This window comes from Stieleria sedimenti (assembly GCF_025060895.1).
Taxonomy (GTDB): domain Bacteria; phylum Planctomycetota; class Planctomycetia; order Pirellulales; family Pirellulaceae; genus Stieleria; species Stieleria sedimenti.
Genome location: NZ_JANZKV010000343.1, coordinates 11,745 through 26,474, shown reverse-complemented (window position 1 = coordinate 26,474; position 14,730 = coordinate 11,745). Strand labels below are relative to the sequence as shown.

The 14,730-nt window shown below is 59.1% G+C and carries 8 protein-coding genes; all 8 read left to right on the top strand.

The features are described 5' to 3' along the window. The first annotated feature begins 422 nt into the window (after nt 1-422). The 8 genes from NZK35_RS33190 (at nt 423) to NZK35_RS33155 (ending at nt 14,561) form a co-directional block, all read left to right on the top strand. Entirely contained in the window at nt 423-2,909 is a 2,487-nt protein-coding gene (locus NZK35_RS33190; protein ID WP_259636826.1) for a DUF1592 domain-containing protein, read from the top strand. 26 nt (nt 2,910-2,935) lie between these two features. Further along, the gene (locus NZK35_RS33185; RefSeq protein ID WP_259636825.1) at nt 2,936-4,297 is read left to right on the top strand and encodes a DUF1552 domain-containing protein; all 1,362 of its coding nucleotides are present in this window, start codon (nt 2,936-2,938) and stop codon (nt 4,295-4,297) included. Nucleotides 4,298-4,658: 361 nt separating this feature from the next. Continuing rightward, entirely contained in the window at nt 4,659-7,100 is a 2,442-nt protein-coding gene (locus tag NZK35_RS33180) for a TonB-dependent receptor plug domain-containing protein (protein WP_259636824.1), read from the top strand. Between the two features lie 186 nt (nt 7,101-7,286). After that, entirely contained in the window at nt 7,287-7,937 is a 651-nt protein-coding gene (locus tag NZK35_RS33175) for a YfiR family protein (RefSeq protein ID WP_259636823.1), read from the top strand. 24 nt (nt 7,938-7,961) lie between these two features. Then, nucleotides 7,962-9,488, top strand: coding sequence for a sensor histidine kinase (locus NZK35_RS33170; protein ID WP_259636822.1), 1,527 nt, complete (start codon nt 7,962-7,964; stop codon nt 9,486-9,488). Nucleotides 9,489-9,534: 46 nt separating this feature from the next. Further along, a complete protein-coding gene (locus NZK35_RS33165; protein WP_259636821.1) occupies nt 9,535-9,987 on the top strand; it encodes a response regulator in 453 nt (150 codons plus the stop codon). A gap of 3 nt (nt 9,988-9,990) precedes the next feature. Next, nucleotides 9,991-12,411, top strand: coding sequence for a hybrid sensor histidine kinase/response regulator (locus NZK35_RS33160; protein ID WP_259636820.1), 2,421 nt, complete (start codon nt 9,991-9,993; stop codon nt 12,409-12,411). A gap of 26 nt (nt 12,412-12,437) precedes the next feature. Then, a complete protein-coding gene (locus NZK35_RS33155) occupies nt 12,438-14,561 on the top strand; it encodes a hypothetical protein (protein WP_259636819.1) in 2,124 nt (707 codons plus the stop codon). Nucleotides 14,562-14,730: the final 169 nt, after the last annotated feature.

Genomic DNA, 14,730 nt, shown 5'->3' with positions numbered 1-14,730 from the left:
GGCTCTCCGGAGGTGGCGCTGCGCTGACCTCCGGCTACTCGCTGAAATCCCTCCGGGATACCGTCCTCGCTGCCGCGAATCGGCTGATACCCCGCGCACTCTCAGCCGTTCGGATGCGGCAAACTTTGCTGCTTGACCGGGGCAGCCTTGGTTCTCCCACCCAAATTCCCGCAGTCTTCCCGAATTCGCTGGAAATAGGTGGCCAGATTCCTACAATCAACTGTCCCTCCATTCCCCGGAATTTGAACACGTCGCATGCGTCGTGTTCGGCAGCCCCCCGTTGATGGCTTCCCGTTCCGGTCCCGCCTCCAATAACCGCTGGTTTTTCCGTGTTCGATCAAAAGATCGTAATACGACCGTTTCACCTGCAGCCTGACCGTGGGGTCTCGTCCCACGGTCGAAGAGCTGCCGGTCTGAGTTTGATGGTCGTCCTCTTGTCAGGGCTCGGCTTTCGATGGGACGCCGGACTGGTTGTCGTCGCGGCCCCGCCGGTCGATGCAAAGCAAACCACGGAACCGACACCGCCATCCGAACCCGCGGCGGCGGACGCGCTGGCGAATTGGCAGGCGACCGGATTGCCGTTGATGCAGGCTTATTGTGTCGACTGTCACAATGAAGACGTCCAGGAAGGCGGGTTGGATCTCAGTCCGTTTGAAACGCTCAGTGACCTGACCACGGCCGAAGTGAAACGGGTGCTGGAGATGGTCCGATTCGGCGCGATGCCGCCGGAGGACTACGACACGCCGGAGATCGAGGAGCGAAAATCACTGGTCGCGTCGCTCGAGGCGACGATGTATTCGTCGACCTGTGATCTGACGCCGCGTGCGGGCAAGGTCACCGTTCGCCGGCTCAATCGCAGCGAGTACAACAACACCATCCGCGACCTGTTCGGGCTCGATCTGCGACCGGCCGACCGATTCCCGTCCGACGAGGTGGGCGCGGGGTTTGACAACAACGGTGATGTGCTTTCGCTTAGCCCGATGTTGATCGAAAAGCTGATCGAAGCGGCCGAGTTCGTTTCGCAGAACGTGATGATCGACCCGGCTGAATTGCCCGAGCTACGTCTCGAGCTGCCCGGTGACCAGCTGCCGATCTACGGCGATCCGAAAATCGGCAGTTTCAACGGCCGGTTTGTCGATCGCGACAGTTTTGCCTGGATCGATTTGGATGCACCGTTCGATGGCCAGTACCGCATCGATGTCCGTGGCGGGACGACGTCCAAGTCACACGGTCCGGTCAAGGTTGCGATCTGCGATCAGCAGGGAAAGCTGTTGGCGAGCGACGAGTTGGATTATTTCGGGGGCGGGGGCGGTTCCGATTCGATGCAAGAGACCATCGAATTGACCCAAGGCAAACATCGGCTGATTTTCGTGCCCGTGTTGGACGATCGAGAACTGGTCGTCGGTGAAACGAAATTTGAATCGGTCACGGCGATGGATCCGGAACGCGTCAAGTCGATTCTCGCCAAGCGTGGCAAACCGATCTCGCCGGACAGGAACATCGATCCGGAATCCTATCCGTTCATGTTTCGTTCGTTTCGCCTGAGCGGTCCGAGAGAGCATCCGCGGGATGCCTATCCGCCCAAACAGTTTCAAATCGTTCGCCACGTTGCGGCCAAGAAACGCGATCGGTATAGCGACGTCGTCAAGACGTCGATGAAGAACTTGCAGCCCTTGATGGAACAGGTTTTCCGCGGTCCGGTGACCGAAGACGAGGTTCGGCCCTATGCGCAGTTGGTCGAGCAGTCGGTCAAGGAAGGTGCATCGTTTCACCGGGGAACGCAAATCGCGTTGTCGGCGATTCTGGTCAGTCCGCGATTTTTGTTCCGCGTCGAGACCCCGCCGCCGAACAGCCAACCCAATTCCTTCGGCGACATTCCGCTGTCGCCGCACCAGTTGGCGACCCGCCTGTCGTATTTTTTGTGGAGCAGTAGTCCGGATCAAACCCTGTTGGATCAAGCCGATCGCAACGAGTTGGACCTGGAGCGGTTAAAGAGTCATGTCGGTCGGATGTTGGCGGATCAAAAGGCCGATGCGTTGGCAACGGACTTTGCCGCCCAGTGGCTGGGACTGAGAAATCTGGCCGAGCACGAAGCCGACAGCAAACGCTTTCCCACCTTTGACCAGGATTTAAAATCGTCGATGGTGCGAGAAACCGAATCGCTGTTTCTGCACATCCTGCGCAACAACCTGCCGATCAGTGAGTTCCTGACCGCCGACTACACGTTCGTCAACGAAACCCTGGCCGAGCACTACGGTTTAACGTTTAGCGGTGAACGGTTTGAAAAGGTGTCGCTGTCTGACACTCCCCGTCGTGGCTTGCTTTCCCACGGCAGCGTGTTGACGTTGACCAGTACGCCGAACCGCACCAGCCCGGTGTTGCGTGGGAAATGGATTCTGGAAAACGTGTTGGGGACGAAAGCCCCGGATCCACCAGCCGGCGTTCCCGAGCTGGACGATGCACAAGCGGCCGGCGACAACGCGACACTCCGTGAACAACTTGAATTACACCGTCAAAGTCCCTCCTGTGCCTCATGCCACCGAGTGATGGACCAATTGGGGTTTGGATTGGATGACTATGACGCCATCGGCCAATATCGGACCGAAGAGGGTGGCAAACCGATTGACGCCAGCGGTGCCTTGCCCGACGGTCGGTCGTTCAGCGGAGGGGCTCAGTTGAGCGGCATGTTGGCCGAGACCGAAGTCGAAGGGCTGGCGCGGACGTTGGCCGAACGGCTGCTGACCTTTGCGATCGGCCGCGAACTGACCCCGGACGATCGCTGCACGATCGACGAAATTCTCGAACACACGCGCGGCAACCAATTCCGTCTGGCGGATCTTGTCACCGAAGTGGTGACCAGCCGCCAATTCCGATTCCAAACTTTCGACGCCGACGCTGCCAGCCGGTAGCGAATCCATCAACAGAGGACCGAACGATGAAGTCGAGACCCCATACAATTGAACGCAAAAGAGTCGATCGCCGAACTGTCCTGCGAGGATCGGCGGCCGTCTTGGGCCTTCCCCTGTTGGAAGCGATGACGCCGATGGCACGCAGCGCGTTCGCGTCGCCCGATTCGATGCCGCGGCCGGTCCGGATGGCCTGTATCTTCGTGCCCAACGGCGTGATCATGCCGCAGTGGAAACCGATCGTTGGTCCGTCCGGCGAGCCGACCGATTGGGAGTGCAGCGAGACACTGCAGCCACTGGCGCCGCTGAAGCACAAACTGAACGTGATCTCCAACCTGACGCATGACAACGGACGCGGCTACAAAGATGGAGCCGGCGACCACGCCCGCTGCGGTGCAACGTTTTTGACCGCCGCACGTCCGCTGAAAACCAGCGGCAACATCCGCTTGGGCGTTTCGGTGGACCAGATCGCCGCGGAGCAACTGGCCGGTCAAACCCGTCTGCCTTCGATCGAACTCGGACTCGAAGGCAGCCGCAATGCCGGCAGTTGTGATTCCGGTTACAGCTGTGCCTATAGCAGCAACATTTCCTGGCGAAATGAAACGCAACCGATGCCCAAGGAAACGATTCCACGCCTGGCATTCGAACGCATGTTCGGCAGCGGTGACTTGGCCGAGCGGAGGGAATCCAACCGGATCCGCAAGAGTGTGCTCGACGTCGTTCGTGGCGACGCTCAACGGCTGATGAAGCAACTCGGCAGGTCCGACTTGCGCAAGATGGACGAGTATTTCACGGGGGTTCGGGAGATCGAACAGCGGATCGAACGCACCGAGCAAGAAGACGCCGCGGCGTTACCGGACATCGAAATCCCTTTCGGCCGCGTCGAATCGTTCCGCGAACACTCCCGGCTGATGTTCGATCTGATGGTCCTGGCGTTTCAAACCGACACGACTCGGGTCGCCACGCTGATGTTGGACAACGCCGGAGGCAACCGACGCTACACCGAGATCGGCGTCAGTGACGGACACCACGGCATGAGCCACCACCGAGACAAGCCGGACCTGGTGGAGAATCTTCGTAAGATCGATCGCTATCTGGTCGAGCAATACGCTTATTTCCTGGAAAAGCTTGAAGCCACCCAGGACGCCGGCGGCTCGCTGTTGGACCAATCGATGGTGCTCTACGGCAGCGGTATTAGCGACGGCAACCGGCACCGGCACGAAGATTTGCCGATCGTGCTGGCCGGCAGCGCGGCCGGACAGATTGAAACGGGACGTTACGTCGATGCCGGGAAAGAATGCCCGATGGCAAATCTGTTCCTGACCATGCTGGATCTGATGGGCACTCCGGCCGATTCAATCGGGGATAGCACCGGCCGAATGACGATCTAGTGCTTCAACCACATTTAATTTCGGGGTAGCACTCCAGCAAGCTTACCGGGCTATCCATCGCAAATAACACCCACGGATAGCAGCGCGAACCCACGGATGACAGGGTGCAAAATATCCGTGGGTTCGCGCTGCCATCTGTGGGCCCAGTAATCGTTTCATCGTTCCGCAAGTTACGGCCTGACCCCTTTTCCGCTCGACCAACGCAACCCAGATTTCAATTCTGGACAGGGCGCGAGGCCAGGGGGCACGCCATAGTAAGATTTAAGGGCAGTAGGCGGAATACTTAATATTTCCGTCAGCGGGGCCGACCAGACTACCAGGGGGATGCATTCTTTTCCGCGCCTTTTGGTACGCCCGTCTCATGAAACGAACGACGCTCGCCGCACTGTGCTGTCTCGGGTTGAGCCTCGAGACGTGGTCTGTCGGACAGGAACCAGCCGCCGGGCGACTCGGTTTGGTGGCCATCGGGCAATTGGCCGAGGACGGTCAATCACCGCCTGCCGAACTGGTGCCGGCGACGGTGGAGCCGCTGACCGACGACGGACAGGACGCCGGGAAATCAGACAATGCCAACGCTGCCGACCCCGAGTCACCGGCCGAAGAAGAGCCGGCTGCCGAGGATCAAGAATCTCTGGCAGACAGTCTCGGTTTTGAACTCCCCTCATTGGAAGAATTTGCCGAGCAACCGCTGTTGGTTCCCGTCGAGGCGCCGGCAACGCTGGCGACGTTGGACACGATCGACGAAATCGCTCCCGTCTCGATCGGTGGCGGCATTCCGGCGATTTCCCGAATCACCCCGGCTGCGGTCACACGGATCGGTGCCCCGACGATCTGGTCCTCCGGGGCACGCAACCTGGACGAACTGTTGGATATTCTGGTGCCCAATTTCCAGCACGTGCATCAAGTGGCCACCGGTCCCAAAATGGGCATGCGGGGCATCATCAGCGACCGCGATGATAAGATCTTGTTGAAGGTTAACGGCCGGATCATGAACAACCGGGGAGAGTCCGGTGCGTATCACGAACGCGATCTGCCGCTGCTCGGTGATCTTCACCTTGTCGACGTTCTGCGGGGTCCCGGCGGGGCGACCGACGGTCCGGGTGCCATCGCCGGTGTGATCAACTTGCAAACGCACACCGGTCTGACGTTCCAGGGACTCGACGCCACCGTCCGGCAAGGCTTCATCGACGAATTCACGGCGACCGAGTTGCGTTATGGCCGCAAGTTCGATGAGGACACAGGCGTGTTCGTCTACTACGGCATCGCAACCCAGGACGGCGCGGATCCATCCGATGCGCCGTTGGTGTTCGGGCGCAGCTTCCTTGCCCGAGACAATATTCCGGTGACCGCGGGCGAGCCGGTAACGTTTGACCTTCAGGACGACGGCCGCGGGTATCGTTCCAAGCCGAAACACAAGTTTCACGCACAGGTCACCGATGGCAATCTCAACGCCTGGGTCCGCTACACGCGTGGCGGTCAACAAATCGATCCTGATCGGCGTGACGTCGCCCTCGCGCCGGCGGGAGAGGCAGGTCCCGGAGACAGTTTTGACGACTTGCTCACGTCCCAAGCCGGCTATCAACAACTGACGTTTGCCGGCAAGTACTTGTTTGAGTGCACCGACAACCTGAATATCGAGTGGATGGCGAGTTGGGATCTGTTTGATTTCGAACGCTTCACTCCGCAAGACGGCATCATCACGAACCGCGAAGACGAGTTTTACACGCGTCTGCTGGCACGATGGACGCCCAATGAGCGGCACACCCTGGCGTTCGGGACGGCACTTTCGTACGAGTGGTTTGGGTTGCCGAGTCCCGGATATCCCGGATTGCCGGCCAACGTCGAAGGCGTGCCCGACGACATCGAAGGCCCGTGGGAAACGGATACGTTTTCGATATTGGGCGAGTATGTGTTGCGTTTCAATGAACGCTGGACCGCGTTCGCCGGACTCCGGAGCGACAAGCACACCTACAGTGAGTGGTTACTCTCGCCACGGACAGCGTTAGTGTTCGAAGCCAACGAACGCGACACCTACAAAGCGATTTGGTCGGTCGCTAATCGCCGCGGCACCGATGGCGATTTGAGGCGACAGTTCGTGCAGTCACGCAGTTTCGCCGAGAACGAAGAAAACGAAAGCGCAGAGTTTCGATACGAGCGACGCCCCTGCGATCACCGCTTCTTCTCGGCTAGCGGATTCTACCAACACTACACGGCCATCGGATTTGATCCGACGACGGAGCCGCGACGACAGAACGTTTTGGGAAATTTTGACATCGCGGGGTTGGAGTTGGAGGCGTCGTTCCGGACCGAACGCAAGCAATGGTCGATCTCGCACTCCTACACCCAACTGCTCAATGGAGAACTTCCGGACATCACGCGAAACCAAGGCATCACCGCCGAGCCGTATGGGTTTGGCAGCGATCTGGTGAGTTGGTCGCCACAGCTGACCAAGTTGTACGCCAACCGCGACTGGAACGATCTGTGGAGCACCAGCGGGTCGCTGCGTGCCTACTGGGGTTTTCCCGGTGACGAAGACCTGGCCAACTACAACGCCAGCTTGCCGAGCCCCAACGGATTTCTGCCATTGGCCGATCCGGGTTACAAGAAAGCCTTCCGCGGCAGCTACTTCCTCGACTTCGGCATCCAACGCAAGATCTGCTGTGGTCAAGGTCAGATGCGGTTGGACTTCTACAACGTACTCGGCTGGATCGACCAAGACCTGAACAAACGCAATGTGCTGCGACGCGCCTACTACCGCTCGGAGGCTGCGGCGATCGCGTTGACGGTCCAGCGAACGTTTTAGCGGGTGATCCTTCACACCACGGTCCCAGAATTCTTGCCCGGCCGGTTCACAATGACTAAGTTGAATAGCAGGAACACGCTCCGGGGGCCGTGGGCTCGCGTCCATCGGCTGATTCAATCCACACGCCGCGGTGGTGCCGGAACCCGTTTGGAAAGGCGGACGCCACAAAGGTCCGCGAGGCTGCAGATGCGCCGCTCACTTTCATTGTTTTGTGCTCTCTTGATCGGCAACGCGCTGATTGGCGACCACGTCCTCCGCGCCCAACAACCCCAAGCGGTCAGCGAATACGACATCAAGGCTGGCTGGTTCGCGTTCTTCGGTTTGTACATTCAATGGCCGGAACAACCTTTTCCGGGTGCCGACAAAGATTTCGTGATCGGCGTACTGGGAAACAACCCCTTCGGACCGTACGTGCGTCCCAGCGGGAACGGATTCGCAATCCATGCGAGCAAGTTTCCCAAGTCGCTCAAGGTGATTCAGGGCAAGCGGATTAAGGTGATTGAATACGCAACGGTTGATGCGTTTCGGAGGAACTACCGTCCGTGCCACATTTTGTTTATCTCACGATCCTCTGCCCCCGGAGTACCAGCGGAGACCGTCCAGGATCGTGTGAGCGCGGCATTAGCGAAAACCAAGAACCAATCTGTCGTGCTGGTTGGAGAAGCGAGTAGCAAAGCAGAATCGGAAGCGTTTGCCAAGTCTGGCGTGATCATCTGTTATTGGAACGATCTTCAAGACCAACGTCTCAAGATGGTGATCAATGATACCCTCGCGCGGAATGAAGGCTTGAAGATCAAGTCGCCTCTGCTTCGCTTGGGTGTTGTCACGCCGCTTTAAGTCTTCAAACCAGGACCCATCCGCATGCGACCGCTACGAGACCTGTCGATTCGAGTCAAATTAACAGGTTCGTTGGTTGCCGTCGTCAGCATCGTGTTGTTGTTGTCGACCGTTGCGGGACTTATCGAACAGCATCGGTCGGCCAAGGTCGCCATGGTGGCTCAGTTCACTGTGTTGGCTGTCACGTTGGGCGAGGCCAGCAGCAGCACGATTCTATTCGACGACCGCCAGACCTGTGCCGAAGTCCTGGCGTCGGCGCGACTGGAACCCAAGGTTGTTTTTGTGCAGATCTTCGACGGCGAAGGGAATCGGTTCGCATCCTACAAAGCGGATCAATCGGTATCAGACGAACTGCCATTGAATCACGAGCAGGATCAAGTCTTGTTTAAGGGCGAGTTCCTGCACGTTTCTCAGCCGATTGAACTGCAAGAGATTCCGGTCGGCAGGATCTATTTGCGTGCCAGCATAAAGGACCTGTACAAGAACACGCGTCACAAGATCTTCCTCGCGACGCTTTCGCTGTTGATCTGTCTGTTTATCGCGATCCTGCTCGGCTCACTGCTGCAGCGCGAGATTGCCAGACCGATCCTGGAATTGGCCGCTGCGACCAAGAAGGTGTCTGGCGAAGGGGATTTTTCCGCTCGCGTGCACAGCAATGCCGGTGACGAAATCGGCGTGCTTTGCAACGGCTTCAACACCATGCTCGACCAAATCCAACAACGGGATCGAGAGTTGGAAAAACATCGTACGCACCTGGAGGAACTGGTACGAGAGCGGACCAGTCGACTCGAAGCCCAGACCCAGGAACTGACCGATTCCAACGCGCAACTCGAACGCAGCAATCAAGAACTCGATGACTTTGCCTACATCGTCTCACACGATTTGAAGGAACCGTTGCGTGGGATCTCACGATACTCCTCGTTTATCGCCGAAGACTATGCCGGGAAGTTAGACGAGGCCGGTCACGAAAAACTTGAGACGCTACAGCGGTTGTGTTTGCGTCAGGAAAACCTGATCGATTCGCTCCTGCACTATTCCCGCGTCGGCCGCGCCGAATTGGCGATCGCTCCGACCGACCTGAACGACGTCATCGAACAAGTTCTCGACATGATGCATATTACTTTAGAGGAACAGGGCATCGAGGTGCGCGTCCCGCGACAATTGCCGACCGTGGCCTGTGACTCGGTCCGAATCGTTGAAGTTTTTCGCAATCTGATCACCAATGCGGTAAAGTACAATGACAAGGCGGAGAAGTGGATCGAAATCGGTTTTCAGCAACATGGTGAGTGCGGCGGAAACGATCTGACCCCAACCGGCTTCGTCTTTTATGTCCGTGACAACGGGATCGGCATCCGAGAAAAGCACCAGGAGTCCGTCTTTCGAATTTTCAAACGGCTTCACGCCCGGGACAAGTACGGTGGCGGAACCGGCGCGGGACTGACGTTTGTGAAGAAAATTGTGGAGCGACATGGTGGTAAAATCTGGCTGGAATCGACGTACGGTGAAGGCACCACGTTTTATTTCACGCTCGAAAAAGGAATCGTCGCGTGACTCGAACCGATTGTGCAAAACCCGATGAAGAGGAGACCCGTGACTGATGGTCGACTGGAGCAATCAACCGATCTTGATCGTCGAAGATAGTCCGGAGGACTTTGAAGCGACCGTCCGCGCCTTGAAGTCCTCGGGGCTTCGCAATTCACTGTATCGATGTAGCGACGGTGACGAGGCACTCGATTACCTGCACCGCCGTGGCGATTACGCTTCGGCCGACAGCGCGCCGCGTCCGGGGATCATCCTGCTGGACCTGAATCTGCCCGGGACCGATGGTCGCGAAGTGCTCGAAGAGATCAAGCAAGATCCTGAGTTGAAAAAGATCCCCGTGGTCGTGCTGACGACGTCGACCGACGAACGGGACATCGAAGCCTGTTATGAGTTCGGGGCCAATAGCTACATCCAGAAGCCGGTGGATTTGGCTGGATTCGTCAACGCGATTCAGCGGCTGAAGGATTACTGGTTCCAAATCGTGGTGTTCCCCAAGACCGACGACTGAGACATGACGCTTCGTATTTTGATCGTCGACGACAGCCCCGAAGACCGTGAGGTTTACCGGCGACTGTTGAGCCAGCAAGCCTGGAACGAATACGACGTGGCCGAAGCGGATTGCGGCGAAGATGGGCTTGAAGCGTGCCGGAACCATCCGCCGGATTGCATTTTGCTCGATTACAATCTGCCCGACCTGGACGGCCTGGAATTCCTCACCGAACTCCATGACGCGGTCCCCGAGCACCACCTTGCCGTCGTGATGTTGACCGGCCAGGGCAACGAATCGATCGCCGTCGAAGCGATGAAGAAGGGTGCCCAGGATTATCTGGTCAAGGGCGAACTGACTTCGGACAACCTGCAGCGGGCCGTCTGCAACGCCGTCGAAAAGGTCAGCCTGCAACGCGAGGTCGAACTGCAACGCGAAGAGCTGAAGCAGCGAAACGAACAGTTGCAACTGGCCAAGGAAGCCGCCGAGGCCGCCAACCGCGCCAAGAGCGATTTCCTGGCCAACATGAGTCATGAAATCCGCACGCCGATGAACGGCATCATCGGGATGACCGAGTTGTTGCTCAGCACGCAACACACCGCCGAACAGAATGAATACCTGTCGATGGTCAAAGACTCCGCCGACGCGCTACTTCGACTGCTCAACGACATCCTGGATTTCTCCAAGATCGAAGCCGGCAAGCTCGCCTTGGAGGCGACCCATTTCAACCTGCGCGATTGCATCGGCAAGACCGGACAAACCTTGGGGATTCGTGCGGCCGACAAATCGTTGGAGCTGCATTGCCGGATCGACCCGAATCTACCGGAATACCTGCTCGGGGACGCCGGGCGACTGCGCCAAATCATCGTCAACCTGGCCGGAAATGCCATCAAGTTCACCAGCGAAGGTGAAGTCGTCATCAACGTGGCCGAAGAACACCGGTTTGACGATCAGGTGCGATTGCATGTCTCGGTGTCAGACACGGGAATCGGCATCGCGCCGGAGCACCAGAAGAATGTGTTTGGGGTGTTCGAGCAGGCGGACTCTTCGATCACGCGAAAGTTCGGCGGCACGGGACTGGGGCTGGCCATCTCCTCGCAACTGGTGGCGATGATGGGCGGACGGATTTGGTTGGAAAGCGAACTCGGCAAAGGCACCACGTTTCATTTCACCTGCGAGTTCGGGCTCGGTTCGCCACAGCCGACCGCGCCGCCGATCGACCGTTCGGCGCTGGAAGGGTTGACGACACTGGTCGTCGACGACAACTTGACCAACCGTCGAATCCTGGAAGAGATTCTGACGAATTGGAAGATGCAGCCGAAAACGGTCGAAAGCGGAGCGGCAGCGTTGAGTGAGCTGTCGCAGGCGACGACCGATGGTCGACCGTATCAGCTTGTCCTGCTCGATGCAATGATGCCCGAGATGGACGGATTTGAATTGGCCGAACGCATCCACGCGGATCAGCGCATCGACCGCTGCACCCTGGTCATGATCTCCTCGGCGGCGCGGCCCGGCGATGCAGACCGCTGCCGCGAACTGGGGATCCTGCGGTACATGACCAAGCCGGTCGTCCAGTCGGAGTTGCTCGAGACGCTGCTGGATGTGTTCGGCGAACGGGCCGCCCAGGATCGTACGTCGCAACCCGATTCCGTCGACCAGGCAGAACCGTCCACGGGGCTGAAGATCCTTCTGGCCGAAGATGGTTTGGTCAATCAACGTGTCGCCGTCGGGCTGTTGCAGATGCGGGGGCACTTCGTCACGATCGCCAACAACGGCAAAGAAGCCGTCGACGCAGTTCGCAACGAACGCTATGACGTCGTGCTGATGGACGTGCAAATGCCCGAAATGGACGGCTTGGAAGCAACGATCGCGATCCGTGAACTGGAACAACCGAACGGCCGACACACACCGATCATTGCGATGACCGCGGCGGCAATGAAGGGCGATCGCGAAAAGTGCTTGCAGGTCGGCATGGACGGCTATATCTCCAAACCGATCGACCCCGAACAACTCAGCAGCACCCTGCAACAGATCTCTCCGGCCGAATCCGGCCCCGCCGCTGACGTGACGGCGCCCGCGGCGCCAGCGGAATCCACCGACGTGATCGACCTGGAATTCGCCCAGACGAGAATTCCCGGCGGAGCCCAGGGCGTCAAGGAAGTGGCGCAGCTGTTGATCGACGAATGCCCGAAGATGATCCATGAAATACGCGAAGGCCTGACCAACCAGGACGCCAATCAAGTGCGACGCGGCGCGCACACGCTGAAGGGGTCTGCCGATTGGTTTGCCGCCAAGCGGGTTGTCGCGACGGCAAAACAATTGGAAAATCACGCCCACGATGGAGACCTGGACTCCGCCTCCACGGTCTTGCCAGAGCTTGAAGCCGAGGTGCGGCAACTCGTCGATGCCGTCAAAGAGCTGACCAAGCCCGCGGTTTCACCCTAGCAATCGCCCCCCGTTTCGCCTTCCCAATGCCCTATCTCCCGTCCATGCCGACGCGATCGATCGCTCGGACTGTTGCCATCTTCTGCTTGCTTGCCATCGCGTCACAGAACGGATCGGCCCAGACCGGATCAGCCCAGACCGCCCCGTCGTTGTCCATCGATCAAGACGGGCTGACGCTGGGCCATCCCGAACTGGGCGCATCGGCACTGCATTCGCCGACCGAAGGGCTGTGGTCGATCGGTACCGGATGGAGCGAGAATGCGTCGACGGCGTGGCACCACGGCCAACCCGACCACGTGGAGCGACGTGGGCCATGGTCGATCGCCACCGGGACGGTTTCCACGGTCGATGGCGTTTGGGAAATCCGCGACTCCTATCGGGTGACGCCTCAGGGGTTGGTGCAAGCCAAACGGCGCTGGCACTACAGCGGAGAAAAGCCCAGCGGACCGGTCGTGCTGTCGGTCCGATTCGTGGTCGATTCGGCTGATGGTGCGACGCTGCAACCGTTCTTGCCCGGCATCAATTATTACGGCAACCCGTCGGGCACCCGAATCGATGCCTCGCGCGTGCCCACGTGGTCCGGCCGACCGGGCGAAGCGGCGTTGTACGAAGAGCATCGCTATCCGTTGCCGTTTGCCGCGGTCGAACGGACGGGTGAGGCGGTGGCGGCGCTCCACAGTCGACCGTCGCGGCTGCCCTTCGCGGCACGCGCGGACCTGTGGTGGTCGCTCGGTTTGGTGGCCGGTGATGGGACCGTTGAGATGACCCTGCGAAGTGGACCCACCGCGTCCAACGGACGCCGGGGCGTGGTCAAGGCGCGGCAAACGATGTTTTTGCCGTACGAAGACGCGCACTTGGTCGACATCCCGCCGGGCGCGATCATCGAGAAAGAGTTTTGGTTGCAGTTCGCTCCGGCACCGAATCCGGGTCACGGTTTTCGACTTCCGCTTTGGACATCCATCGACTTGTTTGATCCCCGCACGGATCGCTCGCTGCCGCGTCCGGCGGACGTGATGGCCGCCAAGATGAATGACACGTTCGATCGCTGGCACGAAGACGACCACTGTGCCGGCTTCCGCACGCGACCGCCGGGCAGCAACCCGTGGATCATGATGGGCTGGGCCGATCGCGCCGAAGTCGCTCCGCGAGCGCTGCTGAAGATGGATCTTCAACCCTACACCGATCAACCGGACAAATGGAAACGGCGGGCCGCCGACGCGCTCGACTTCCTGACATCAGCCCCGACGCGGAAAGCTCCCTACGGCGATGGTTTTCCGATCGTCTATGACTACCAATTGCACCGCTGGCTTCCACGTCAGAACCCGCTTTCACAGGCCCAGACGCTTCACGCCATGGTGGATGCCATCACCGAAACGGATCATCCGCATCGAGATCAATGGATGCGATTCGTCGCGACACACCTGGACGCGATCGCCGATCGTATTCTGAACACCGATTGGCGGCCCGTGTCGACCAACGAAGCGTTTGCGATCGCGCCCCTGGTCAAAGGCAGCGGCTACGCGTCGAACGAACGGTGGATGGCCGCGGCGATCAAGTTGGCCGATCACACGATCGAGCGTCATCTGGACATGCAGGAACCGTATTGGGGCGGCACGTTGGACGCCCGCTGTGAAGACAAGGAGGGGGCGTGGGCCGCGTTGCAGGGGTTTGCCGCACTGTATCGGGCGACCCGCGATCCCCGCTACCTCCGCGCGGCGGTTCACGCCGGTGACGTCTGCTTAAGTTATCTGTATGTCTGGGACGTCACGTTGCCGCCGGGACGTTTGGCCGATCATGACTTGAAGACGCGCGGTTGGACCGGCGTCTCGGTGCAGAACCAACACCTGGATGTGTTCGGCGTCGTCTTCACTCCCACCTATTGGGAACTGGCCGACTGGACCGGTGACGAGCGTTATCGCCAGCTCGCGAAAATCATGTTCGTCAGCTGTGGGCAGATGACGGATCTGGCGACCGGGGTCCAGGGCGAGCAATTGTTGCAAACCAATTACCAACAGCATGATCCGCGTGACGTCGTCGAAGGGATGCGCGGTGATTACGCCGAACAATGGAACATCTACTGGATCACCGCCCACTTCCTGACCGCCGCAGCCGACTTCGAAAAGCTGGGTGTGGATTGGCGATCGTTTTGAACGGTGTGGCGGTGCCCCCGGTTTGGTTTGTCCCTACCGTTGCGGAACATGTTTCAGCATGGGCATCTACACATCGCCAATCACCCTCCCTGTTAGGGAAGGTCGAGCGCAGCGGATATAAAGGGGGCAGGACTCAATGGCACGGGCATGCGTGTTGGTGTGCAGGCTT

Excerpts from the sequence above, each read along its gene's own strand:
- NZK35_RS33190 (WP_259636826.1), top strand. The coding sequence starts at position 423 with ATGGTCGTCCTCTTGTCAGGGCTCGGCTTTCGATGGGACGCCGGACTG.
- NZK35_RS33185 (WP_259636825.1), top strand. The coding sequence starts at position 2,936 with ATGAAGTCGAGACCCCATACAATTGAACGCAAAAGAGTCGATCGCCGA.
- NZK35_RS33180 (WP_259636824.1), top strand. The coding sequence starts at position 4,659 with ATGAAACGAACGACGCTCGCCGCACTGTGCTGTCTCGGGTTGAGCCTC.
- NZK35_RS33175 (WP_259636823.1), top strand. The coding sequence starts at position 7,287 with ATGCGCCGCTCACTTTCATTGTTTTGTGCTCTCTTGATCGGCAACGCG.
- NZK35_RS33170 (WP_259636822.1), top strand. The coding sequence starts at position 7,962 with ATGCGACCGCTACGAGACCTGTCGATTCGAGTCAAATTAACAGGTTCG.
- NZK35_RS33165 (WP_259636821.1), top strand. The coding sequence starts at position 9,535 with ATGGTCGACTGGAGCAATCAACCGATCTTGATCGTCGAAGATAGTCCG.
- NZK35_RS33160 (WP_259636820.1), top strand. The coding sequence starts at position 9,991 with ATGACGCTTCGTATTTTGATCGTCGACGACAGCCCCGAAGACCGTGAG.
- NZK35_RS33155 (WP_259636819.1), top strand. The coding sequence starts at position 12,438 with ATGCCCTATCTCCCGTCCATGCCGACGCGATCGATCGCTCGGACTGTT.